Here is a 24,190-nt window from a genome sequence, read left to right on the forward strand (position 1 = left end):
TTATTTTGCAGGCTTAAAACTATCTTTTAAATCCAAAATACGGTTAAAGACAGGTTTTTCAACAGTATGATCAAATTGATCAGCGACAAAATAACCTTCACGTTCGAATTGGAATCGATCTTCAGGTTTCGCTTGAGCTAAAGCAGGCTCAATTACCGCTTGAACAATTTTTAGAGAATCTGGATTTAAATTCGCTAAGAAATCATCGTCCGCATCAGGTGCGGCTTCAGTAAATAGACGATCATAAATACGAACTTCAGCAGGAATCCCTTTATTTGCAGATACCCAATGAATAACACCTTTGACTTTACGACCTTCTGGATTCTTACCTAAAGTATGCGGATCGATAGAGCATTTAAGTTCAACAACTTCGCCATTTTCATCCTTAATCACTTCATCACATTTAATCACATAAGCATGACGTAAACGGACTTCACCACCAGGAATTAAGCGTTTAAACCCTTTAGGCGGCTCTTCCTCAAAATCTTTACGATCAATATACAATTCAGAAGTCAGTGGAATTACACGATCACCCATATCAACATTTGGATGGCGTGCGTGTGTTAAATCCATATCCTCTGGAAGGTTGGTCAATGTCACTTTAAGAGGATTCAATACCGCCATACCACGTGCAGCAGTATTTTCTAATGATTGTCGAATGCAGAATTCAAGCATTGCAACATCGACAATACCATCAGTTTTAGATACGCCAACACGCTTACAGAAATCACGTAAGCCTTCTGGAGTAAAGCCACGACGACGCATTCCCACGACTGTAGGCATACGTGGATCATTCCAACCATTGACGTAACCACCTTCGACCAGCTTACGTAATTTACGTTTTGAGGTGATGGTGTAATCAACATTCAAACGGCTTGATTCGTACTGGCGTGGAACTGCTGGAGAATTTACCTTAGCGACAACCCAATCATAGAACGGGCGATGGTCTTGGAATTCAAGCGTACATAACGAGTGCGTAATGCCTTCAATCGCATCAGACAAAGGATGAGCATAGTCATACATTGGATAGATTTTCCACGTATCGCCTGTTTGATGATGCTCAGAATGTAAAACACGGTAAAGAATTGGATCACGCATATGTACGTTCGGTGATGCCATATCAATCTTGGCACGAAGTACTGCTTGGCCTTCTCCAAGCTCACCATTACGCATTTGTTCAAAACGTGCTAAGTTTTCTTCAACCGTTGCATCACGTTGCGGAGAATTTTTACCTGGTTCTACAAAATTTCCACGATTCAGCTTAATTTCTTCAGGAGATTGCAAATCGACATATGCATCACCTTGTTTAATTAATTGAATCGCCCATTGATACAATTGATCAAAGTAACTTGATGCGTAGCGTGGTTCACCATTCCAGTCGAAACCGAGCCATTTAACATCGTTCGCAATACCATCTACATATTCTTGTTCTTCTGCATCTGGATTTGTATCGTCAAAACGAAGATTACATAAACCAGAAAATTCTTCTGCAATACCAAAATTCAGGCAAATCGCTTTAACATGTCCAATGTGTAAATAACCATTAGGCTCTGGTGGAAAGCGCGTCACGACTTTATCTGTACGCCCTGCTGCAAGATCTTCTGTAATTACTTGACGTACAAAGTCTAAGCCCGGTTGTTGTTCTTGCTGCGCAGCATCGACTGATGGATTGTTAGTCGTCGGGGTATTTGGCAGGGATGAAACAACATCATTCGGCTTCATAGTTGATAAATCACTTCTATAAGATAAAATAGGATAATTAAAACGCTATCTTCATATTATTAACAAAGAAAATAACGTTTTTGCTTGCCTTGTAGTTTACAGTTTGCTTATGCTTCTCTCAACCACAAACCCATGGCTTTTTGTCCATGATCAGGAGATTATAGAATGAGTTTTCCTCAAGTCGAATTAAACACCAATAAAGGACGTATTGTTCTAGAGCTTAACTCTGAAAAAGCACCTAAAACTGTTGCTAACTTTTTAGAGTACGTTCGTGATGGTTTTTATGATGGCGTAATTTTCCACCGTGTAATTGACGGTTTCATGATCCAAGGCGGTGGCATGGATGAAAACTTCAAAGAAAAAGCAACTCGCGATTCTATTGAAAATGAAGCTGACAACGGTTTAAGCAATGACGAAGGTACGATTGCCATGGCACGTACTCAAGCTCCTCACTCAGCATCTGCACAATTCTTCATTAACGTGAAAAACAATGCTTTCCTTAACCATACGGGTAAAACAGCTCAAGGCTGGGGTTATGCAGTATTTGGTAAAGTTGTAGAAGGTATGGACGTTGTTAATGAAATCAAAGGCGTTCGCACTGGTAACCGTGGCTACCACGCTGACGTTCCACTAGAAAACGTTGTGATCGAATCTGCTAAAATTATCTCTGAATAAAAAACCTACCCCTTAACTTATTAAGTTTTCAAGCACTGCTTTAAAACGAATATCATGTTCAAGGGATTTTTCCCCATCTAAAGTTGATGGGGATGTAGGCAAATAAGGAATATTAAGTGACCTATCTGTTTATTTCAGATTTACACCTGTCACCTGAACACCCTCGACTCGTTCGAGGGTTTTTAGATTTATTAGATCATTATCAAGACCAGCAAACCCAACTCTATATTTTAGGTGATTGGTTTAATGCATGGATTGGTGATGACTATACAGCTCCTTGGCTCGATGAAATCGTTGAACGCTTAAAAAGATTTACTGCTCAGGGAAATCAAGTTTTATTTTCTGTCGGCAATCGTGATTTTGCGCTGAATCAAATTTTTTTAAATAAATTTGGTGGCATCTTATTGTCCGAAGTCTCTAACTTAAAAATAAATGACGTCCAAATTCGTATAGAACATGGTGATTCACTGTGTACAGACGATGTCGCCTATCAACGTTTTAAAAAAATAATCAGAAATCCACTCATCATTTGGATACTGCGGAATACCCCACTTTCTTTTCGTACTCAACTTGCAAATGGATTTAGAAAAAAAAGCCACGAATCAAAAGAATTTAAATCTTATGATGTCATGGATGTAAATCAAGATGCTGTCCACGATGCATTGAAAGAAGTTGATTTACTAATTCATGGTCATACGCATCGCCCTCAAATCCATATCTCTCAAGATAAAAGAAGAATTGTTTTAGGCGACTGGCGTTTGGATCAAGCTCAAATTTTGGAAATTAATCAATCGAAATTCTCTAAGCAGTCAATCAATGATCTGACACTGAAAACATGGTCTTATTAGTTCCTCTATTTTTATAATGATCTCATCAACCTTTAAATTGAAATTTCACTCAATGTTTGAATATTAATCAGTATGTTTTGCTTTAAGTTTTTTTGCATATGATAATAACGACTCAATTCAATTCGTGAGTTTGTCATGTCTAATTTCAGCAATATTACTGTTCAACACCATGAAGATGATAAAGTGTCATTATTAATCGATGGTAAAGCAATCTCTGAACGTTATGATGTACGGCTAGATGCCACAATTATTGATGAACTCAAAAATCTTGCTGATGGCGCCGCATTGACAATCTTTGAACAATTTATATTTTCCCATCAAGATCTCAACTTTGAGCATTCATATCAATATGTGACTAACATCGTAAACCATAATAACGATTACGAATTGATCACCCACCTTGTCTACAAAATTAAGGCCGCAGACCAAGCACCGATCGAACATAATATCAGCAAGAATGGTCAACCTATGACTGAAGAAGATGTGCGCGCATTTATCAACCAACAAATTGCAATGTCATTAGAAAAATATACTGATTTAAAATATGCCTATTGATTTAAAGACAAGTCAGATTTTTCATATCATTTAGCATCAACTATAGAAAATATTTAAGTTCAGAGTCATTTAAAATTATTAGATGAATATATTGTGAATAATCGGAGGATAATATGGATTTGTTAAACATCTCCCAATCTCGCTACACCACCAAAGCATACGATTCTTCAAAAAAGATCCCTCAAGAAAAGTTTGAAAAATTATTGGAATCTTTAAGGCTCGCACCTTCATCTATCAATATTCAACCGTGGCATTTCTTTGTCATCGAAACTGATGAAGCCAAACAGCGCATTGCTAAAGCACTGGTTGGTAAGTATGTTTATAATGCACCCAAAGTCCTTGAATCTTCACACACAATTCTGTTTTGTACGCATAAAGACATTACAGACTCTCATCTAGATCGATTATTAAATCAAGATGAAATCAGTGGTCGTTTTAAAGATGACCAAGCAAAACAAGCTCAAAAAGATACGCGCTTAGGCTATGTTGATTATTATCGCAACGAAAAAGGCGATATCCAGCGCTGGTCTGAAAATCAAACTTTTATTGCACTTGGGCAAACCTTATTTGCTGCAGGTTTAGAAGGTATCGATGCCACTCCAATTGGAGGATTCGATGAAAAAATTATCGCTGAAGAGTTAAATCTTGACGCAAAAGGCCTGATTCCATCAGTGCTATTGGCACTTGGTTATCGAAGTGAAAAAGATTTTAATGCCAAATTACCTAAATCTCGTTTGAATGCAGATCAAGTTTTCACTCGACTATAAATGTATTTGCCACAATAGTTTTCACGCTATTGTGGCTTTTCATTAAGCCGCTATTTTCTGTGAAATTTCTAAACTGATCATTGCAGCAGTTGCAGCTGACAGCGTCCAACCCAGATGCCCATGACCGGTATTATAAAAGACTCTCGGATGCTTCCCTTGTCTTACCACTGGCATCATATTCGGCATCATCGGTCTTAATCCAGCCCAAGGGACACAATGCTCAGTTGAAATATCAAAATTACGATTCACCCAATGAACCAAAGGTTGTATGCGATCCATACGGATGTCTCGGTTATAGCCATTAAATTCTGCAGTACCAGCAATTCTTAAACGATCTCGACCTAATCTCGACGTCACAATTTTTGCACTTTCATCCAATAAACTTACCCATGGTGCATGTTGTTGGCTATGTTCATCATTCAACTGAACTGTAATCGAGTACCCTTTCACTGGATAAACATTGACACGATCTCCAGCCTGTTGTGCTAAATGATAGCTTCCAACCCCACCACAAATGACCATTGCATCAGCTTGAATAAATCCATCGGGTATATCTCTACTTTTAGGATCACAAGCGCGATATTTAGCTGAAACTTGTTCTGTTGAATGATCCAGATTTAAATCTTCAACTTCTACACCGTATAAAAATTTCCCACCTTTATTCGCCACCACTTGGGCTAAATGCGTGGTGTATTTGTGTATATCTCCTGTGGCATCGTCAGGACAATAAAAACCACCGTAATATTCTCCCTTCAAACTTGGTTCAATACTGTGAATTTCTCCATTTGTAACAGCGTGACGCTCTAATCCACCTTTGCATAACAAATCATTCACTCTTATTGCGACATCATAATCCTGCTGATTATGATAAAAGTGCAAAATTCCACGCTTTTCCAAATCGAATTGAATATTTTCTTTCTGTGCAATTTCGAATAGCCGTTTTCTTGCCAATAATGCCAGCCTTACCGTTTCTTGTGTGTTGGCTTCGTAATGCTTGATATTACCCATAAATTCAATCAGCCAAGCGTATTTATGCAAATCAAAAGATGGGTTGAGTAATAATGGTGCATCTTTTTGGGTCATCCACTTGATACCCTTCAGTACCGTTGCTTTCTGATTCCACACCTCTGCATTACATGCAGAGAGTTGACCTCCATTCGCAAATGAAGTCTCCATTGCTGGGTATAAGTTTTTATCCAAAATCGTGACTTGATAACCAAGTTCTAACAATTCGTAGGCAGTGGTTATTCCTGTAATGCCAGCACCAATCACCATAATATGTGACATAAAAGCTCCTTGAAAATTTTATATTTTCAATGCCCCATCTGTCACGGTACCTGAGAGCTTCGGAAATCTTCATAACATATGATTATTTCCATCCCCTTCGGTGAGTCTAAACATCATTAGACTTCTCTCCAGATGATTGAGAATAATTACAGTCCTTTTGCCTGAGAGATTCCGGGGTCGTTGCTCCTTCGGCGGATCTACAGAAGACCTCTCTCCTGCAATATTCGTTTAATTCTTATTCAGCAATTAATATGCCATAGTTAATTTTTTTATACATCTACGAAAATCAATTTTAAAAAATATTTTTATACAAATGGATCACCAAGTTTAAGACAACAGCTAAGACAGGAATTTTTAGCTTGGGAAACGTTACAAAGATCATTGTTTAGCTCAAATTTTCTCTACCATCGATAAAAATTTAGTTATTACAAAAAAATGAGGAAATAAGTTAATTATTTTAGAGTTACTCTCTCAAATAGCATAGATCAACTTCCATCTACACTTTCATCTTCTTCAGCATAAAAGTGTAATGACTGATTAGAGCAATCATTGAAGCTCAAAGTTTCAATAGATGTGAGAGTAAGCAGAATGTGAGTTGAAAATTTGCTGTCAACCCTAGATGTTTTAGCGATGAGTATGTATAGACATTACAATGCCCATACCTGCAAGCGTTGCAATGACTGCCGTACCACCATAACTCATGAGTGGCAATGGATCACCCGTTACTGGAAGTATTCCACTCACCATTCCACTGTTCAAAAACACAAAGAAAAAGAAAGTTAAACCTGCCGCACCGGCATAAAGACGTCCAAAATTATGGAAGCTGTTCATGGAAATAATCAAACAACGAATAATGATCGCAGCAAAAATAACAAATAATACGAACACACCAAAAAAGCCAAATTCCTCTGCATAAGCAGACATAATAAAGTCTGTATGATGTTCGGGGAGATAACCTAAATGAGACTGTGTTCCTTCATTAAAACCTTTACCAAATAGTCCACCAGAACCAATCGCAATTTTAGACTGAATGATATTCCACCCTGCACCTAGCGGATCTGATTCAGGATCAAATAAAGTTAAAATTCGCTTTTTTTGGTATTCCTGTAGAAAGAAATTCCATAATAATGGTGCAACCACTGCAAACCCAGCGACCACAGCCCCAATCAAACGCCAAGAAATACCACTTAAAAAAATGACAAAAATTCCGGGAATAATTAATCCAATGTTTAAGTCAGGCTGTAATGCGACTAAAACAAAAGGAATCATCATCAGAAATAATGCAAAGAGAATATGCATAAATTTGGGTGGTAAAGTCCGCAGACTGAAAAACCAAGCCATCATGAGTGGCATCGTAAATTTCATAAATTCACTGGGCTGCACACTCCCTAATCCAGGAATAGAAATCCAGCGTTTTGCGCCTAAGCGGACATCACCAATTAGCAATACCAAAAGCAGAAGCACAATCGAAAATGCATACAGATAAGGACTGACAATTTGATAAACTTTTGGAGGAATTTGTGCACAAATAAACAGCAAAATAAAACCGATACCAAAACTGGTCGCCTGACGAATCACCATGCTTGAATCATGATTGGTTGCACTATAAACAACCATGAGTCCAAAAGCTGCGTTTAATATCAAAAAACCAAGTAACCATGGATCTAAATGTAATTTAGTCCAACGTGACGAATCATGTTTGATTGTTCGTCCATCTCTCAAGGCATGACGCAAAAAACGGTACTGTTGTGAAGGTATCATTGGCTGAATTGCATATTCTAAGTGGCGTTATTATAAGACAATGTTTTGGCTATTTAAGCAAAGTCCCAAACATAAAACTAAATTATTTCGAGTCAGACTGTGACTGAAGAATCAGACGAGCAAGTTCTAAATCTTCAGGATAAGTAATTTTAATATTATCAGATCGTCCAATCACCACATCTACTGGATGATGAGCATATTCAAGCGCACTCGCTTCATCCGTGATTGTGATCTTGTAAGTTAATGCATGTTCAATCGAGGTTTTTAGCAATTTAATGGTCGACAATTGTGGAGTTTGTGCTTGCCACAATGCACTTCGATCAACAGTTTTTTCAATGGCACTCGACTGATCTACTCTTTTTAAAGTATCACGTACAGGCGTTGCTAAAATTGCGCTATGCTTAGATTCGATAACATGGCGAATCAAAGATTCTAAATTACTCAAGCTCACACAAGGTCGAGCAGCATCATGCACAAACACCAGATCATTTTCATCTGCAATATTGGTTAAATAATTTAAACCATTAAGTACAGAATCAACCCTCTCCTGACCACCTAAGCAGAAATGAAGGATTTCTGATTTAGCAAATTGAAGTGTCTGAGCAAATTGGTCATGCTCTGAGATTGCCAACACATAGCCAGCAATAGGCAATTGAGCAATACGTTCTACAGTATGCTCAAGTACAGTTTTATTCTGGATAATTTGATATTGCTTTAACGCTGATTTGGAAAATCGACTACCAGAACCTGCTGCCGGAATAATAGCCCATAATTTACGGTTGTTCAGATTCAGGTTGTCTAGACTCATTGGTTCTTAAATCTACGTTAGCATTTGGGTCGATGTAAATCGGCTTGTAATTCGTACTGATTGTACTCATTTGAATAAACGTTTCATGAGGCTTAATTAAGCCAAGATCTAAACGTGCATGTTCTTCAATCGCCTCTACACCATTTTTTAGATCATATACTTCAGCAGCCAGAATACGATTACGCTCTTTTAACTCTTCATTTGTTTCAGCTTGTTGATTCATTTGCTGAAGTAGCGCCTGATGAGGGAAATATCCTCCTTCACCGAGCCAAAAGCGATATTGAAAGATGGCAATTAAAATTATTGCCACCAGCAAAATCACTTTACTTGAAGTAGTTTTAAAGACGTCTAACATTATATTTGAGGCTTAGTTAACATCATGAAATTAGAGCACTAATATACCCTAAAACAAAGAAAGGTAGTATGTGTAACTGTGTTAAATATGCAAATGTTAAACAAATTCACATTGATTGATTTCTTTTAAAAATATGTACTGTTAAATATCAAAAGTTATTGAATATTCTAGAGTCATTATATTTACACTTTTTATTTCATAGCTTAATAACAAAAAAAACCACTCTTTACAGAGTGGTTTTTTGAAATTCAAAATAATCTAAACGATTAATTTAAACCTTTAAACTCAGCTTTACCGCGGTAAATAGCATTCGTTAATTCTTCAATACGAAGTAATTGGTTGTATTTCGCTACACGGTCAGAACGGCAAAGTGAACCAGTTTTGATTTGACCAGCACCAGTACCTACTGCAAGATCCGCAATTGTAGAATCTTCAGTTTCGCCAGAACGGTGAGAAATCACTGTAGAGTAACCATTTGCTTTAGCAAGATAGATCGCATCTAAAGTTTCAGTCAACGTACCGATTTGGTTATACTTAATCAGGATAGAGTTACCAACTTTTTCGTTGATACCACGTTGAAGGATTTTAGGATTTGTAACAAACAAATCATCACCAACCAATTGAATCTTGTCACCAAGAATCGAAGTTAGGTAAGACCAACCTTCCCAATCAGATTCATCTAAACCATCTTCAATAGAGATAATTGGATATTGGTTTACAAGACCAGCAAGGTAGTCAGAGAATTGGTTGTTTGTGAATGCTTTATTGCCTTCACCAGCAAGGATGTACTGACCATCTTTGTAGAATTCTGAAGATGCACAGTCAAGCGCAAGCATAATGTCAGAACCCGCTTTGTAGCCAGTTTTTTCAATCGCTTCAAGGATAACTGTGATTGCTTCTTCGTTTGAACGTAAGTTCGGCGCGAAACCACCTTCATCTCCAACAGCAGTATTTAAACCTTGTTTCTTTAAAACTGATTTTAAAGAATGGAAAATTTCTGCGCCTGCGCGAAGTGCTTCAGAGAATGAAGTGAAGCCAACTGGTTCAATCATGAACTCTTGGATATCAACGTTGTTGTCCGCATGTGAACCACCGTTTAAGATGTTCATCATTGGAACAGGCATTGTTAAAATGCTGTTGTTACGAAGGTCTGCGATGTATTGGAAAAGAGGAATTTTCTTTTCGTCAGCAGCAGCACGCGCAGCAGCCAAAGACACTGCCAAAGTTGCGTTCGCACCTAATTTTTCTTTGTTTTCAGTTCCGTCTAAAGCGATCATCGTATTATCGATGTCTTTTTGTTCGAATACTGATTTACCCACTAACGCGTCACGGATTAACGTGTTTACGTTGTTCACAGCAGTTTTAACACCTTTACCTAAGTAACGTGCTTTATCGCCATCACGAAGTTCTAAAGCTTCACGAGAACCAGTTGAAGCACCAGATGGTGCACATGCACGGCCAACTACGCCAGATGCTAAGATAACGTCTGCTTCGATGGTTGGGTTACCACGAGAGTCCAAAATTTCACGTGCACGAATGTCAACGATTTGGCTCATGAACAATTCCTCAGTTGATTAATAAAACGATGCGTCTAACGCTGCATCAGTGTGTATCTAATTTTTTGAAACCTTTAACCAAGGTATCCAATTCTTTAAGCTGAGCTAAGAATGGCTCAAGTTGAGACATTCGAAGAGCGCAAGGTCCATCACATTTTGCTTTTTCTGGATCAGGATGTCCTTCCAGAAAAAGACCTGCTAGACCTGTAGCCATACCCGCACGCGCTAATGTCGTAATTTGTGCGCGACGACCACCTGCTGAATCTGCACGACCACCTGGGGTTTGAAGTGCATGTGTCACATCAAAGAAGACTGGCACATTCATTTCTTTCATGATGTCGAAACCAAGCATATCGACAACTAAGTTGTTGTAACCAAATGCTGAGCCACGCTCACATAAAATCAGCTTGTCATTCCCGGCTTCCAAACATTTATGCAGGATATGACGCATTTCATGCGGTGCTAAGAATTGCGCTTTTTTGATATTGATAATGGCTTGAGTTTTTGCCATTGCCTCAACAAGATCTGTTTGACGGCTGAGGAAAGCAGGTAATTGAATGATGTCAGCCACTTCAGCCACAGGTGCTGCTTGATATGGTTCATGAACATCTGTAATGATGGGTACATTAAAATGTTTTTTAATGTCAGCTAACCACTCAATTCCTTTTTCAAGACCAGGTCCGCGGAAAGAATTTAAGCTCGAACGATTTGCTTTATCAAAGCTTGCTTTGAAAACATATGGAATATCCAAACGTTTGCAAATATCAACATAAGTTTCTGCAATTTCAAAAGCTAAATCTTTTGATTCAAGTACATTCATTCCGCCGAATAATACAAATGGCAAATGATTTGCCATTTGTATATCGCCTAAACGTACAATTTCTTGTGCTTTTAATTGTGACATTTAAACTTCCTAGTTATGTCCTAAGACATTCATTATTTCGATTTTTGATACTGTTTTTTAGCAGCATCAATAAAACCAGCAAATAATGGATGACCATCACGTGGAGAACTTGTAAATTCCGGGTGGAATTGTACAGCAATAAACCAAGGATGTTGAGGAATTTCAACAGTTTCAACTAAACGTTGGATTGGTGAATAACCAGAAATTTTCATACCTTTTTCTTCTAAAGTAGGAATATAACGATTATTCATTTCGTAACGATGGCGATGACGTTCAATAATTTCTACTGAACCATACACTTCTGCAGTTTTAGTGCCTTCAACCAATTCTGATTTTTGAGCGCCAAGACGCATTGTTCCACCAAGATCAGAATCTACAGAACGTTGTTGTACTTCACCACGTTCGTCTAACCATTCCGTAATCAAACCAATTAAAGGCGATTTAGTTGAACGGTTAAATTCAGTTGAAGTTGCATCTACAATACCAGCAACATTACGTGCGTATTCAATGACCGCAAGTTGCATACCCAAGCAAATACCAAGGAATGGAATTCCATTCTCACGTGCGAATTTAATCGCTTGCATCTTACCTTCAGTACCGCGCTCGCCAAAACCACCAGGAACTAAGATTGCGTCAGCATCTTTCAACACTTCTGCTACATCTTGGCTTTCAAGTTCTTCGGCATTGACATAATCAATTTGAACTTTAACGCGGTTTTGGATACCCGCATGTAAAAGTGCTTCGTTCACAGATTTATAAGCATCTGGAAGTTCAACATATTTACCCACCATCGCAACACGAACAGTGTACTCAGGGTTTAATAATGCTTCTACGACATTATCCCAATCTGAAAGATCGGCTTCTGGTAAATCGTTATAACCAAAACGCTCGCAAATTAAATCATCAACGTCTTGTTCATAGAACGTACGTGGAATTTCGTAAATTGTGCGTGCATCTTTACACACCACAACTGCACGAGCTTCTACGTTCGTGAACAACGCAATTTTACGCTTTGTATCAGCATCAACATCGTGTTCAGTACGACAGATCAAAATATCTGGTTGAATACCGATTGAAAGTAATTCTTTCACCGAGTGCTGAGTTGGTTTTGTTTTCAACTCTGCAGCTGACTTGATATATGGCAACAACGTTAAATGCATCAGCATTGTGCGTTTGTGACCAAGTTCAACCATTAACTGACGAACAGATTCCATGAATGGGAGAGATTCAATGTCACCTACTGTACCGCCAATCTCAACAATAGCAACGTCATAGCCTTCGCCAGCGCGAAGAACACGTTCTTTAATATTGTCTGTAATGTGTGGAATAACTTGAACTGTTCCACCAAGGTAATCACCGCGACGCTCTTTATTTAAAACGTCTTGGTACACGCGACCAGATGTAAAGTTATTAAGCTTGGTCATTTTCGCACGACGCAAGAAACGTTCGTAATAACCCAAGTCTAAGTCAGTTTCCGCACCATCCTCTGTGACAAAAACTTCACCATGTTGGAACGGGCTCATCGTCCCTGGATCGACATTAATGTATGGATCCATTTTCACCATGGTCACTTTTAATCCACGGGCTTCTAAAAGTGCAGCAACTGAAGCAGCTGAAATACCTTTACCTAGTGATGAAACAACACCACCAGTAACGAAAATAAAATGGGTCATTGGGTTTCTCGTACAATCGAGCCTAAATCGGCCTGCAATGTTGCGCAATTTTACTTTACTCTGTACCTATAAAGCAAAGTCAATCCGCATCAATTCAAAGAACAATAAACAATTGGTTATTCTATCATCATTTCCAATAAAGATTCACGCACACTTTCAGTGATTTTCATCTGTTAATTTGCTGTTATACTACGTTAGTCGATCTAGCTAGTTTGTTTTGAGCAACTATGAATAAAAAACTTTTAATCGCTGGTGCAATCTTATCTGCACTCCTCGTTACTGCATGTGTAAAAAAAGAAGCGCCTAAGGAAGAAGAACAGGAACAAACTGTTGAAACAACTGAACAGGCAGAACAAATTGAGAACATTGAGATTTCTGAACCAGAAATCGAACCTGAGCCACCAACTCAAGTTGAAATTGAGCATCAGGAAACAAACAATACGTCAGCGACTATTCGTCGTGAATACCGCGATGCTCCTGCACAAACGAATCCTGCCCCAGCACCAGCTGTTGAAAATGTAGAACGCCCTACACCTTCTCCAAGTGCATCAACAGGTGGTTCTCAATCTGAAGATGATGCTGTTGCCGCTGCTATTGCTGCTGCTACCCCTGCTTTAGAAAACTAATTTTCGAATTTAAAAAAACCGAGTGACAAGACTCGGTTTTTTTATGTCAACATGAATGAAAGTCAAATTGTTATTCATTTATAAAAAACAAAAATTGTCAGGCTTTCTCTAATTCTAAAAAAAATTCTGCAATTAATTTGTGTGCCCAAGATTCTGGATTTTTATTACCTTCATAGAAACAGCAATGGCTTCCTTTTTTTGTGGTCACTACTGCCATGTTCGGCATATGTTGAATCACTTCTTTATAAGGCTCTAAATTGCGGATATGGCATACTGGATCGTCTTCCGAATTTAAAATCATCAACGGCACTCTAATCTTCTCAAAGACATAGATGGGATTTGTCGCTTTACAATATGCGTCATAATTTTCAAATCCAGCGAACTGATAATATTTTTTTTCAAAATCAAATAAATCTTTAGCAACACTCAGTTGCTTAAAACTTTCTAAATTTCGCCAATGTTGCTCATATGGTTTTAAAAAATGTGCATTTAACTTTTTTGCCATCAAACGGCTATAAAAAGGATGAACATTTGAAAAACCAGTTTCCGTATTGTATCCAGGACAAAGTGCGAAAGCCGCTTGAATCGGTGTGGAACTTTCTTCCTCCCCTAAATATCTGACCAATAATCCAGTTCCTGCTGAAGACCCAACTGCATACAATTTAGAATATGGCAAGCGCTGTTGAATATGTTCAATCTGCTCTCTTAGATCTTGCGTGTTTCCAAAAAGATTAATTTTAGGAACTGAAAGTGGTAGACCTGCATGCCCTCGTCTTAAACACAATGCGATACGCCAACCAGTTACTTGATGTAAGTCTCTGACCAATTCTCTCATACTGGCTGGACTTCCAGTAATGGTATGTAGCACTAAAATAGTAGGTGTTTCCGCAGGCAGATGCATACCATACCAAGCAATACCCGTCGTTCCCCCATCAGACATTGTTAACTGTTCAATGAAGTCATATTCTAATTTTACGGTTTTCTTTCGAATTTTATCAAAATACACCAAGTGAGCATGCGTATTCGAGAGCCACGGCGTTGGTGTATATTTATAATGCAAACGTTTCAAGTTTGAAATCACATGCGCTAACTCACCTTGCGGATTAAAATAGATTGAAGGTATAGCTGCACCAGTAAAATAATCAAATTGGGTTTGAGTGAATTCCTGCACCCACTTGAAACGCTGATTAAGATTCATACAGACTGCGAATTTACTTACTCCAATTCATAAGCCAAAAACATGCCTAATTTATTTTGGTAGAAATTGAGCCATACGTTGGCCCATTTGCAACGCCAAAGCTTCTAAACCACTTTTAGGCCGAATCATCACCTCAAAGTCAATAATTTGACCTTGCTCATTAAACTGGATCATATCAATCCCTTTTAATGTTTTTTCACCCACATTTGCGGAAAATTCAAGCACAACACTGAGCCCATCTGCTGTGTAGAACTCACGGTGATAACGAAAATTTTCAAAGATCTCAATCACATTGGTCAAAATAAAAGTAACAACTTGTTTGCCTGGATAAGGCTTAAATGCGACGGGTGATTTAAATACGACTTCTTCAGACAAAAGCTCATTCAATAGACTTAAATCATGCGTTTCAAGCATGTGGTGCCAACGTTGAATAGATTTTTGTGTGGTTTCGAGTGTCATTTTTATGTCCTTTTTGTTGTATCAGTTCAACCTTTTAGAAGAAAAGGGAGAATACTGCGTCAAGGAGAGGTCTCATTTAATTAAGTACCCTCTCCAAATCCTCTTCTTGCACTTTCATCTAGAATACAAGAGAGAAATTTTCTGGCTTAAATCTTGGCAGCCAATTCAGCGCCTTGACGAATCGCACGTTTTGCATCCAGCTCACCCGCTTCTTTCGCCCCACCAATTAAATGAACTTTTTTACCTGCCTGCTCAAGTTGATCAAACATAGCCGTATATGATTCTTGACCTGCACAAATCACCACATGATCCACGTCTAAGACGGTTGTTTGTTCGTTGATTGTGATATGTAAACCTTGGTCATCAATCTTGTTATACGTTGCACCTGGAACCATTTTTACATCGCGATTTTTTAATCCAGTACGATGAATCCAACCCGTCGTTTTACCCAAGCCTGCACCAACTGAAGTCGCTTTACGTTGTAATAAGTAGATTTCACGTGATGGCTGTTCAACTTGAGCCGGTTTTAAACCTCCTACATTAGAATATGATGTATCAATTCCCCATTCATCATAAAATTTTTGAGGATTCAAGCTTCCACTTTCCCCCTCATGGGTTAGATACTCAGCAGTATCAAAACCAATACCACCAGCACCAATAATCGCAACACGCTGTCCGACTGGTTTTTTCTCTCTTAAAACTTCGATATAAGACAACACTTTTGGATGATCAATTCCTTCAATATCTAAATGTCGAGGTGTCACACCTGTAGCGACGACAATTTCATCAAACTGATCTGTATTGAGCTCTTCAAAAGTTACAGTATGATTAAGTTTTAATTGAATTAAAGGTTGCAGCTCAATTTTTCGCTTAAAGTAACGCAATGTCTCATAAAACTCCTCCTTTCCTGGAATCGTTTTTGCAATATTAAATTGCCCCCCAATTTGATCGGCTGCTTCAAAGATGGTGACTTGATGACCACGGTCAGCTGCATAAGTAGCAAAACTCAATCCTGCAGGACCTGCACCAATGACAGCAATTTTTTTAGGCGTATGGGTTTCTTTAAAAATGAGTTCAGTTTCATGGCATGCACGTGGGTTAACCAAGCACGACGCAATTCTGAGTGAAAAAATATGATCCAAACACGCTTGGTTACAGCCAATACACGTGTTGATTTCGTCACTTCTACCCTGTTCAGCTTTTAGTACAAATTCTGCATCTGCAAGCATTGGGCGAGCCATAGAAATCATATCTGCATGACCTGAAGCTAACACGTGTTCAGCCATTTCAGGGGTATTGATACGATTTGAGGTAATCAATGGAATATTAACTTCACCTTTTAGCTTTTCTGTCACCCATGTAAATGCTGCTCGAGGTACTTTCGTTGCAATCGTGGGTATACGCGCTTCATGCCAACCAATCCCTGTATTAATGATAGTCGCTCCGGCTTTCTCAATTTCTTTTGCAAGATGGATGACCTCCTCAAGCGTTGAACCGCCCTCAACCAAGTCGAGCATCGAAAGTCTATAAATGATAATAAAGTTTTCACCCACCTCTGCACGGGTACGTTTTACAATTTCAATCGGCAAACGAATGCGGTTTTCATAACTCCCACCCCATTCGTCATCACGGTGATTGGTACGTGCTGCGATAAATTCATTGATGAGGTAACCTTCAGACCCCATAATCTCAACACCATCATAACCTGCATATTGAGCCAGCTTTGCACAGTTAGCAAAATCATCAATGGTTTGATGAACTTCAGCCGAGCTTAAAGCATGAGGTTTAACTGGATTAATTGGTGCCTGAATTGCTGATGGTGCAACGTTTTCAGGCTGATATGAATATCGACCAGTATGCAAAATCTGCATTGCAATCTTACCGCCAGCATCATGTACTGCTTGTGTAATGATTTTATGTTTCTCAGCTTCAGCAATCGAGTCTAATTTTGACCCTCCCGCAAAAGTCACACCAGCATCGTTGGGTGAAATTCCCCCCGTCACGATAAGACCGACCTGTCCTTGAGCACGCTCAGCATAAAATGCGGCCATACGTTCATAGCCACCTTCAACCTCTTCTAAACCTACGTGCATTGAACCCATCAATACACGATTTTTTAAAGTGGTAAAACCTAAATCTAGTGGTGCAAGTAAGTTTGGATAATTTGACATTCTGACCTCATGGCTCGCGTTTGCTTGCTATTATTGTGTGTTTCATGCAACTTGTTGCATAAATATATATTCTAATTTTGCTTTTTATGCAACATGTTGCATAATTAAGTTGATTCAACATTTTACGATATATGATTTATGTCTTTAGCACATGTTTTGTTGACCAGTCTCATTGAAAAACCAAGTACAGGTATTGAACTTGCACGTCGCTTTGACCGTTCTATGGGATTCTTTTGGAATGCAACTCACCAACAAATCTATCGTGAACTCAATGCTATGCAAAAAAAAGGTTGGATTTCGACTATTGATGAAGGTGATCCCAACTCGAGAAAGAAAAAATATAAAGTTGATGCTCTAGGTCGAACTGAACTTGCCAATTGGATGGTACAGCATAGTGAGCCTGCCCAACTCAGAGAAGAATTGATGGTGCGTTTAAGAGCTGAAGCACAACTAGGTGGTAATAATGTGCTGACAGAATTGGAGTCTCATTTAGAAATTCATAAAAATAAGTTAAAAATATACCAAGCGATTTACGACAAAGATTTTGCCAATAAAAATAATGATGATCGTACACTCTATATTCATAAAATGATTCTTCAATTAGGCATTGAATTAGAGCAAGGTTGGATCAGTTGGTTAGAACGTGTAATTCCACAATTGAAAATAATGAATACAAAATAAAGGATATATCTATGCCATTTTATACCATGCAAGATGACGAAAAATTATATGTTCGTGAAATAGGTCAAGGTGAACCTGTTTTGGTGCTATCTGGTTTAGGAATGCAAAGTTGGCAATGGATTCCTTTTTTTGCATATAATTTAAAGAAATATAAATTTATTATTCCTGACTGGCGTGGTTTTGGTGGGTCTAAGCATTGTAAAATTCCAGATGCTGATGCTATTTCAAGTCACTGGAACGATATTCAGGCATTGATTAGTCAACGCCCTAGACAACAATATAAAGTGATTGCTTATTCTATGGGGGCAACTACTGCCATGCATGGTATGCAATATGGTCAATTTGCTGATCAAATCCAAGCATACTTGCATATTGATCAAACCCCTAAAATACCTTCTGATGAAACTTGGAGTTTCGGGCTATTGGGCGATCGCTATCCAGAGTTCAAAAAGCTACTCATCGAACTTTCTTCTTTTTTACATCAACATGAAAATTATCAAAACCTGAGTGAATTACCTACTCACTTAAGCCGCGAATTAGTCGAGCTTTGGGTTAAATTTTTATCTTTACAAGATAATCATCAATTGAGCGCTAAAATTTTTAAAACAACACTCAATCAACCGAAAATTCAAAAGTTAATCCTCCCTATGCAACGTCTCGACTATATGCGTTGGTACATTGACAACTATCTAAACCATAAAGAAGATTACAGAGCCGCGATCTCAAAGTTAGAATGTCCAGCAACTTTTTTTATCGGCGCTAAATCCGCACTCTATCCAGCGCAAGGGCAAAAGCTCATTGCTGAATCGGTTAAAAATCATCTTATCGTACTGTTTGAGCGCTCAGGGCATACGCCTTTGATCAATGAACCCATTAAATTCGCACAAGAAATTTCTAAATTTCTGAATCAAACTATATAAGCTCTAATGAATATTTGAATATTAAGTTGATCCAGACGTCATACGTGGGCATAAAATCAATAGGATGGAGATTGGATGAATCAGTCTAAAAAAAAGCTTGTGATTTTTTCGGGTGCTGGTATGAGTGCTGAAAGTGGTATCAATACATTTCGAGATAGCGATGGACTTTGGGAAAACCATCGCATAGAGGATGTCGCAACGCCCGAAGCTTGGCGTAACAATCCTGTTTTAGTACAGCGCTTTTACAATGAACGGCGAAAAAAAATTTTAGCATCTGAACCTAATGCAGCACATCTTGCGATTGCAGCACTTGAACAACATTATGATGTACATGTGATCACGCAGAATATTGATGACTTACATGAACGCGCTAGAAGCAAAAAAGTACTACATCTTCATGGAAATATAAGACTGGCCAAAACCTCAGGGCCAGATGCTCAATTCACAGACAAATTTTACACAATTGAAGGTACTGAACTGGATATTTCTCGTGACTTCTGTGACGCTGGATATCCGCTTCGTCCACATGTCGTATGGTTTGGTGAATCCGTTCCCGCTTTTGAAGAAGCAGAAGTGATTTGCCAGCAAGCTGAAATCTTTGTTGTGATTGGAACAAGCTTAGCTGTTTATCCTGTTGCAAGCTTAGTACACAGTATTTCACCAAGCTGTGATGCGTATTATATCGACCCTAAAGCCGATCTCGGCCGTGTGCCACAACACTATACATGTATCTCAAAATCAGCAACCGAAGGAATGCAAGATTTGGCTAAACTTCTTTCTTCAGTTCAGCCAAATTGAGGCATGGGCTTATTTGAGTTTATCAAAATAAGGTTTTAACCATCGATATAACCAGAAGCCAATTAAGACAATCAAATAAAAAGGCCAAATCATTAATAAAAACACCAAAAGATCGAGCACAAATTGCCAGCCATATTTGATGCTATTCCAAGCACGCTGAATAAAGTGATCACCATTTAATCGCGCCACTGCATCAATATCAATATCAACCCTTTCTCGGACCAGTGTTGGTTGATTCAGTTGTAAACTGATCGTACTGAATTTAACACGGTCTTGAACTTCGAGTTGAGTGAGCCGTGTGATTTCATTCAAATGAGCTGGTCGTGCTTGACTTGAAATAGTCTGTGCTTGATTCATTTTTTCTTGAAGAAGCTTCAATTCAAAAGGTTGTGCACTATAGCGTTGCTGATTCAGAAAAAACATTAAAGGTAAAAGTTGATTAACAACATGTGGGGCACGCTCACTCGGTACACGTAGCACCATAAAAGATATAGGTTCAACTTTTTCAAATACTTTTACTTTACCTTCTGAAATATTCTGACGTTTAAGATCAACCACATTGAAATCAATATCTTTTCTTTCAATAAATCCGCCTGCTTCAAGGGTTATTTTTTCAATCTCTAAACTGCTTTTCACCACATCTTTAACGGTAAAGTTAACTTGCGCCTCTCGAACCATACGACGAGTAAGTTCAACCGGATTAACCTCTTGATTTAATATGACCTCAGGTTTTTGCTCCTGGACGGGCAAAGTATTTGGTTCAGCCGCTTCTTGCATATCAACTTACGTATCAGCAGTGTTTTCTTGAACTGCTTCAGCAGAGTGTTCCTCTATTTTTTTTGAACAGGATGCCAGCAACATCGAACACAGCAGCGTGCTTATTACTATTCTTTTCATTTATTTTCTCTAAATTATAATGTTTGTATTGATGGCTCAAAATTTTAATTATTATAAACATTCAATTAAGAAATTATACTTAAAAGTTTCAATGAAAATGGCATACCTCATTGAATGAAATATGCCATCAATTCATATTCAATTGATTTTCAGATTCTATCTAGTCTATTAGCTTACTTTGTCCATGTTCATATCATCGACAACATGACCCGCGATCTCAGACACTAAATTTTCAAAAGAGAAAATTTGATTTAACTGCTCTTGCGTCAAAAGATTCTGCTCAATGACAACTTGCTGAATGGTTTTATTTTCTGCAAGACAAACCTTCCCAATTTCATCACATTTGGCATGGCCTAGAATCGGATCTAATAATGTGACGATGCCAACACTTCGCATCACTGCATCGTAACAAGTCTGTTCATTTGCAGTAATACCTTGGATACATTTGTTTTCTAGTGTTTGCATTGCTTGAATTAATAAATTGGTTGATTCATTCATGGTTAGTGCAATTACAGGTTCCATGACATTTAATTGTAATTGCCCTGCTTCAGCTGCCATGGTCACTGTCAAATCATTACCAATGACTTTAAAAGCAATTTGGTTCACTACTTCAGGAATAACTGGATTGATTTTCGCAGGCATAATGGATGAGCCGGCTTGTAATTCAGGTAATCTAATTTCAGCTAATCCCGTACGAGGCCCTGAACTTAATAAGCGCAGGTCATTACAAATTTTTGAGAGCTTGACTGCTAAACGCTTTAAAGTGCTTGATAGAATAATAAATACGCCACAATCACTGGTGGCTTCAACATAGTCTTCAGCACCTTGTAATTTCAATCCAGTAATTTGCGAAAGCGTTTGAACCACTTCTAGTGCATATCCATGAGGTGTGTTCACACCCGTTCCAATGGCAGTCGCACCCAAATTTATTTCTAGCAGTAAATGACGCATCTTTTGGATGAGGCGATAGTCTTCTTTTAATAGCGTCGCAAATGCACGAAACTCTTGTCCGAGTGTCATGGGTACAGCATCTTGGAGTTGAGTTCGCCCCATTTTAATTACGTGTTGAAATTCAGATGCTTTGATCTCAATAGCAGCGATTAATGAGCGAACTTGAGACAATAAATCTTCTAAACTGTAATATGTTGCTAGTCTCAATGCAGTTGGATAAACATCATTGGTCGATTGCGATTTATTCACATGGTCGTTTGGATGAATTACATCATATTGACCTTTAGGCAAGCCGAGATGCTCGAGTGCAAGGTTAGCCACCACTTCATTACTATTCATATTAATAGAAGTTCCAGCCCCACCCTGATAAATATCAATTGGAAATGATGATTTCCAACTTTCAGGCTGCTCAATCAGTTGATCACAAGCCCATTGAATCGCTTGGCTGACATCTTGACTCAATTTGGAAAATTTTAAATTTGTCTGTGCTGATGCTTTTTTTACCTGTGCCAATGCACGAATAAAATGTATGTTTTCACCTATCTGTTGATGCGAAATCTGAAAATTCTCTATCGCACGCAGGGTATGAATCCCATAGTAACGATCGAAAGGAACCGCTTTTTCACCGAGCAGATCATGCTCTATTCTTGTTTTATCAAATTGAACCGTAGACACTTTTAATACTCAACAATAATGCACCATTATCGTGCAATATCGATCATAGGCTTCATGCTTATTTTCACTATTGCTTTAATACTTCTTTATGCAATAAAAAATTACAACTTCGCTGTTTAAGTGACAAATGTAACTTTATGTTAAAAAAAACCATTTATAGAATTGTATTAATCCTCATAGTAAACTTTTTTTGAAAAAATAGTCATTGTAACTAAAATTACATTCAGTTTCACTAAACGACTATAAATCTCACTCAAATGTAACAGAGCGTAATTTTCAAAACGTGCTTGAATCAGCTCCTCGAATAATTCGATTAAAAATTCATCTCGGAAAGATGGTCATTTAGGACAGACAAAGGATGGCATAGCAATGAGCCAATTAAATCCTACGCTAATCACATTTATTTTTTATATTGTGGCGATGCTTGGCATTGGGCTTTATGCCTACAAAGCCACGAATAATTTTGATGATTATATTTTAGGTGGTCGGAGTTTAGGCAGTGTCGTCACTGCATTATCCGCAGGTGCATCAGATATGAGTGGCTGGTTACTCATGGGCCTACCTGGTGCAATTTATCTCTCAGGTTTATCCGAAGCTTGGATTGCCATTGGTTTAATTATCGGTGCTTGGTTGAACTGGCTGTTGGTCGCGGGTCGTCTACGTGTTCACACCGAAATACAACATAACGCATTGACTCTCCCCGACTATTTCACCAGCCGCTTTGGTGATCGGAAAAAAGTTCTTCGTATCATCTCAGCTTTTGTAATTTTGATTTTCTTTGCAATTTATTGTGCCTCTGGCATGGTCGCAGGTGCACGTTTATTTGAAAGCCTATTTGGTTGGGATTACAACACAGCCCTATGGATTGGAGCAGTGGCAACGATTAGTTATGTCTGTATTGGCGGTTTCTTAGCCATCAGTTGGACAGATACATTCCAAGCAGGCTTGATGATCTTTGCGCTTTTACTTGCTCCAGTAATGACCTATTTAGCCATTGGTGAAAATGCTCAGCAAGTTAGTGTCATTGTGGAATCCGCACGCCCATTAGCGAATAATTTACTTTCAGATCTCAGCACTGTAGCAATTTTATCTTCAATGGCATGGGGACTTGGCTACTTTGGTCAACCACATATTCTTGTGCGCTTTATGGCAGCAGATTCCGTGAAGTCTATTCCAGCAGCACGTCGAATTGGAATGACATGGATGATTCTATGTCTTGGTGGTGCAGTCGCTGTCGGTTATTTCGGAATCGCTTACTTTGATACGTTTCCTCAACTCGGTGCTGCAGTCAATGCAAATCCTGAAACTGTTTTTATGGAATTAACTAAAATTTTATTTAATCCATGGGTTGCAGGAGTGATTCTTGCAGCGATTCTTGCTGCAGTAATGAGTACCCTAAGCTGCCAACTATTGGTATGCTCTACCACGCTTACAGAAGACTTATACAAAGCATTTATTCGTAAATCTGCCTCACAAACCGAGCTGGTTTGGGTAGGTCGTTTGATGGTATTAATCGTTGCGATTATGGCTATCTTCCTTGCAATGAATCCGAACAGCAAGGTACTCGGTTTAGTTGCTTATGCGTGGGCTGGCTTTGGTGCAGCATTTGGACCACTGATTATCCTTTCTCTCTTCTGGAAGCGAATGACCATCAATGGTGCATTGGCAGGTATGATTGTTGGCGCTGTTACAGTCATTGTATGGAAAAACACCATGGCTGATACTGGCGTCTACGAAATCATTCCTGGCTTTATTTTATCTTGGGTGAGTATTATGGTGGTGAGTTTATTAGGCCGCCCGCCAGCGCAAGATGTGACTGACCGTTTTGATGAAGCTCAACAGAAATATGAAATTGAAATGCAAGAAATCAAAAATGGAAGGTAATGAGAAATAAAAAATTAAG

At 38.5% G+C, this 24,190-nt stretch carries 22 protein-coding genes and 1 riboswitch; of the genes, 9 read left to right on the top strand and 13 right to left on the bottom strand.

From position 1 onward, the window contains the following. Nucleotides 1–1,722, bottom strand: coding sequence for a glutamine--tRNA ligase/YqeY domain fusion protein (locus AC1M9N_RS01235; protein ID WP_035263709.1), 1,722 nt, complete (start codon nt 1,720–1,722; stop codon nt 1–3). 165 nt (nt 1,723–1,887) lie between these two features. On the opposite strand from AC1M9N_RS01235, the gene AC1M9N_RS01240 reads away from it, so the two are divergent. The 4 genes from AC1M9N_RS01240 (at nt 1,888) to nfsB (ending at nt 4,567) form a co-directional block, all read left to right on the top strand. Beyond that, nucleotides 1,888–2,397, top strand: coding sequence for a peptidylprolyl isomerase (locus AC1M9N_RS01240; protein WP_035263711.1), 510 nt, complete (start codon nt 1,888–1,890; stop codon nt 2,395–2,397). A 116-nt stretch (nt 2,398–2,513) separates the two neighbouring features. Continuing rightward, nucleotides 2,514–3,245, top strand: a complete 732-nt coding sequence (locus AC1M9N_RS01245) for a UDP-2,3-diacylglucosamine diphosphatase (RefSeq protein ID WP_035263713.1) — start codon at nt 2,514–2,516, stop codon at nt 3,243–3,245. Between the two features lie 135 nt (nt 3,246–3,380). Then, a complete protein-coding gene (locus AC1M9N_RS01250; RefSeq protein ID WP_035263715.1) occupies nt 3,381–3,800 on the top strand; it encodes a hypothetical protein in 420 nt (139 codons plus the stop codon). A gap of 113 nt (nt 3,801–3,913) precedes the next feature. Then, the gene (nfsB, locus tag AC1M9N_RS01255) at nt 3,914–4,567 is read left to right on the top strand and encodes an oxygen-insensitive NAD(P)H nitroreductase (protein WP_035263717.1); all 654 of its coding nucleotides are present in this window, start codon (nt 3,914–3,916) and stop codon (nt 4,565–4,567) included. Nucleotides 4,568–4,609: 42 nt separating this feature from the next. Here nfsB and AC1M9N_RS01260 read toward each other — a convergent pair whose 3' ends face one another. The 7 genes from AC1M9N_RS01260 to AC1M9N_RS01290 all read right to left on the bottom strand — a co-directional run bounded on the left by AC1M9N_RS01260 (nt 4,610) and on the right by AC1M9N_RS01290 (nt 12,911). Next, nucleotides 4,610–5,854, bottom strand: a complete 1,245-nt coding sequence (locus tag AC1M9N_RS01260; RefSeq protein WP_481607419.1) for a D-amino acid dehydrogenase — start codon at nt 5,852–5,854, stop codon at nt 4,610–4,612. Between the two features lie 139 nt (nt 5,855–5,993). Then, nucleotides 5,994–6,082: riboswitch (glycine riboswitch) on the bottom strand. 396 nt (nt 6,083–6,478) lie between these two features. Further along, the gene (gene rodA, locus AC1M9N_RS01265; RefSeq protein ID WP_092766373.1) at nt 6,479–7,615 is read right to left on the bottom strand and encodes a rod shape-determining protein RodA; all 1,137 of its coding nucleotides are present in this window, start codon (nt 7,613–7,615) and stop codon (nt 6,479–6,481) included. Between the two features lie 82 nt (nt 7,616–7,697). Beyond that, on the bottom strand, nt 7,698–8,423 hold the full coding sequence (ispD, locus tag AC1M9N_RS01270) for a 2-C-methyl-D-erythritol 4-phosphate cytidylyltransferase (protein ID WP_481607421.1): 726 nt from the start codon (nt 8,421–8,423) through the stop codon (nt 7,698–7,700). Further along, nucleotides 8,389–8,778 carry a cell division protein FtsB gene (gene ftsB, locus AC1M9N_RS01275; RefSeq protein ID WP_035263725.1) on the bottom strand — a complete coding sequence of 130 codons (390 nt, stop codon included), beginning with the start codon at nt 8,776–8,778 and terminating at the stop codon, nt 8,389–8,391. Before ftsB ends, ispD begins: the two co-directional genes overlap by 35 nt. A gap of 266 nt (nt 8,779–9,044) precedes the next feature. Further along, entirely contained in the window at nt 9,045–10,334 is a 1,290-nt protein-coding gene (eno, locus tag AC1M9N_RS01280) for a phosphopyruvate hydratase (RefSeq protein WP_180027787.1), read from the bottom strand. A 46-nt stretch (nt 10,335–10,380) separates the two neighbouring features. Continuing rightward, nucleotides 10,381–11,238, bottom strand: a complete 858-nt coding sequence (gene kdsA / locus AC1M9N_RS01285) for a 3-deoxy-8-phosphooctulonate synthase (RefSeq protein ID WP_035263729.1) — start codon at nt 11,236–11,238, stop codon at nt 10,381–10,383. Between the two features lie 32 nt (nt 11,239–11,270). Then, complete coding sequence (locus AC1M9N_RS01290; RefSeq protein WP_035263731.1) at nt 11,271–12,911, bottom strand: CTP synthase; 1,641 nt, start codon at nt 12,909–12,911, stop codon at nt 11,271–11,273. Nucleotides 12,912–13,138: 227 nt separating this feature from the next. Here AC1M9N_RS01290 and AC1M9N_RS01295 point away from each other — a divergent pair, with 227 nt between their 5' ends. Further along, on the top strand, nt 13,139–13,537 hold the full coding sequence (locus tag AC1M9N_RS01295) for an internalin (RefSeq protein ID WP_481608477.1): 399 nt from the start codon (nt 13,139–13,141) through the stop codon (nt 13,535–13,537). Between the two features lie 97 nt (nt 13,538–13,634). On the opposite strand, the gene AC1M9N_RS01300 is transcribed toward AC1M9N_RS01295, so the two are convergent. The 3 genes from AC1M9N_RS01300 to AC1M9N_RS01310 form a co-directional block, all read right to left on the bottom strand. After that, the gene (locus tag AC1M9N_RS01300; protein WP_481612582.1) at nt 13,635–14,735 is read right to left on the bottom strand and encodes a YheT family hydrolase; all 1,101 of its coding nucleotides are present in this window, start codon (nt 14,733–14,735) and stop codon (nt 13,635–13,637) included. A gap of 51 nt (nt 14,736–14,786) precedes the next feature. Further along, the gene (locus AC1M9N_RS01305) at nt 14,787–15,194 is read right to left on the bottom strand and encodes a nuclear transport factor 2 family protein (protein WP_481587526.1); all 408 of its coding nucleotides are present in this window, start codon (nt 15,192–15,194) and stop codon (nt 14,787–14,789) included. Between the two features lie 146 nt (nt 15,195–15,340). Continuing rightward, nucleotides 15,341–17,365: a 2,4-dienoyl-CoA reductase FMN-binding domain-containing protein gene (locus tag AC1M9N_RS01310; RefSeq protein ID WP_481608474.1), complete on the bottom strand. Its 2,025-nt coding sequence runs from the start codon at nt 17,363–17,365 to the stop codon at nt 15,341–15,343. Nucleotides 17,366–17,503: 138 nt separating this feature from the next. Between AC1M9N_RS01310 and AC1M9N_RS01315 the strand changes: the two genes are divergently transcribed. From AC1M9N_RS01315 to AC1M9N_RS01325, 3 genes are all read left to right on the top strand, one after another. After that, nucleotides 17,504–18,046: a PadR family transcriptional regulator gene (locus AC1M9N_RS01315; RefSeq protein WP_092766380.1), complete on the top strand. Its 543-nt coding sequence runs from the start codon at nt 17,504–17,506 to the stop codon at nt 18,044–18,046. A gap of 11 nt (nt 18,047–18,057) precedes the next feature. After that, nucleotides 18,058–18,966: an alpha/beta fold hydrolase gene (locus AC1M9N_RS01320; RefSeq protein WP_481954129.1), complete on the top strand. Its 909-nt coding sequence runs from the start codon at nt 18,058–18,060 to the stop codon at nt 18,964–18,966. A gap of 75 nt (nt 18,967–19,041) precedes the next feature. Then, nucleotides 19,042–19,764 (top strand): SIR2 family NAD-dependent protein deacylase, encoded by a 723-nt coding sequence (locus AC1M9N_RS01325; protein ID WP_481951824.1) that lies wholly within the window; start codon nt 19,042–19,044, stop codon nt 19,762–19,764. A gap of 9 nt (nt 19,765–19,773) precedes the next feature. Here AC1M9N_RS01325 and AC1M9N_RS01330 read toward each other — a convergent pair whose 3' ends face one another. Further along, complete coding sequence (locus AC1M9N_RS01330; protein ID WP_481954130.1) at nt 19,774–20,541, bottom strand: DUF4349 domain-containing protein; 768 nt, start codon at nt 20,539–20,541, stop codon at nt 19,774–19,776. 288 nt (nt 20,542–20,829) lie between these two features. After that, complete coding sequence (locus AC1M9N_RS01335) at nt 20,830–22,287, bottom strand: aspartate ammonia-lyase (protein ID WP_481954131.1); 1,458 nt, start codon at nt 22,285–22,287, stop codon at nt 20,830–20,832. A gap of 369 nt (nt 22,288–22,656) precedes the next feature. On the opposite strand from AC1M9N_RS01335, the gene putP reads away from it, so the two are divergent. After that, nucleotides 22,657–24,171 carry a sodium/proline symporter PutP gene (gene putP / locus AC1M9N_RS01340; RefSeq protein WP_180027777.1) on the top strand — a complete coding sequence of 505 codons (1,515 nt, stop codon included), beginning with the start codon at nt 22,657–22,659 and terminating at the stop codon, nt 24,169–24,171. The last annotated feature ends 19 nt before the right edge of the window (nt 24,172–24,190 follow it).

The organism is Acinetobacter sp. ANC_7655, assembly GCF_056784015.1.

What these genes read in the sequence shown, in the direction of transcription:
- rodA (WP_092766373.1), bottom strand. Translation starts at nt 7,615, where the DNA reads ATGATACCTTCACAACAGTACCGTTTTTTGCGTCATGCCTTGAGAGAT.
- AC1M9N_RS01315 (WP_092766380.1), top strand. Translation starts at nt 17,504, where the DNA reads ATGTCTTTAGCACATGTTTTGTTGACCAGTCTCATTGAAAAACCAAGT.
- AC1M9N_RS01320 (WP_481954129.1), top strand. Translation starts at nt 18,058, where the DNA reads ATGCCATTTTATACCATGCAAGATGACGAAAAATTATATGTTCGTGAA.
- eno (WP_180027787.1), bottom strand. Translation starts at nt 10,334, where the DNA reads ATGAGCCAAATCGTTGACATTCGTGCACGTGAAATTTTGGACTCTCGT.
- AC1M9N_RS01240 (WP_035263711.1), top strand. Translation starts at nt 1,888, where the DNA reads ATGAGTTTTCCTCAAGTCGAATTAAACACCAATAAAGGACGTATTGTT.
- ftsB (WP_035263725.1), bottom strand. Translation starts at nt 8,778, where the DNA reads ATGTTAGACGTCTTTAAAACTACTTCAAGTAAAGTGATTTTGCTGGTG.
- AC1M9N_RS01305 (WP_481587526.1), bottom strand. Translation starts at nt 15,194, where the DNA reads ATGACACTCGAAACCACACAAAAATCTATTCAACGTTGGCACCACATG.
- AC1M9N_RS01250 (WP_035263715.1), top strand. Translation starts at nt 3,381, where the DNA reads ATGTCTAATTTCAGCAATATTACTGTTCAACACCATGAAGATGATAAA.
- putP (WP_180027777.1), top strand. Translation starts at nt 22,657, where the DNA reads ATGAGCCAATTAAATCCTACGCTAATCACATTTATTTTTTATATTGTG.
- AC1M9N_RS01310 (WP_481608474.1), bottom strand. Translation starts at nt 17,365, where the DNA reads ATGTCAAATTATCCAAACTTACTTGCACCACTAGATTTAGGTTTTACC.
- AC1M9N_RS01235 (WP_035263709.1), bottom strand. Translation starts at nt 1,722, where the DNA reads ATGAAGCCGAATGATGTTGTTTCATCCCTGCCAAATACCCCGACGACT.
- AC1M9N_RS01325 (WP_481951824.1), top strand. Translation starts at nt 19,042, where the DNA reads ATGAATCAGTCTAAAAAAAAGCTTGTGATTTTTTCGGGTGCTGGTATG.
- AC1M9N_RS01290 (WP_035263731.1), bottom strand. Translation starts at nt 12,911, where the DNA reads ATGACCCATTTTATTTTCGTTACTGGTGGTGTTGTTTCATCACTAGGT.
- ispD (WP_481607421.1), bottom strand. Translation starts at nt 8,423, where the DNA reads ATGAGTCTAGACAACCTGAATCTGAACAACCGTAAATTATGGGCTATT.
- AC1M9N_RS01260 (WP_481607419.1), bottom strand. Translation starts at nt 5,854, where the DNA reads ATGTCACATATTATGGTGATTGGTGCTGGCATTACAGGAATAACCACT.
- nfsB (WP_035263717.1), top strand. Translation starts at nt 3,914, where the DNA reads ATGGATTTGTTAAACATCTCCCAATCTCGCTACACCACCAAAGCATAC.
- AC1M9N_RS01295 (WP_481608477.1), top strand. Translation starts at nt 13,139, where the DNA reads ATGAATAAAAAACTTTTAATCGCTGGTGCAATCTTATCTGCACTCCTC.
- AC1M9N_RS01300 (WP_481612582.1), bottom strand. Translation starts at nt 14,735, where the DNA reads ATGAATCTTAATCAGCGTTTCAAGTGGGTGCAGGAATTCACTCAAACC.
- kdsA (WP_035263729.1), bottom strand. Translation starts at nt 11,238, where the DNA reads ATGTCACAATTAAAAGCACAAGAAATTGTACGTTTAGGCGATATACAA.
- AC1M9N_RS01330 (WP_481954130.1), bottom strand. Translation starts at nt 20,541, where the DNA reads ATGCAAGAAGCGGCTGAACCAAATACTTTGCCCGTCCAGGAGCAAAAA.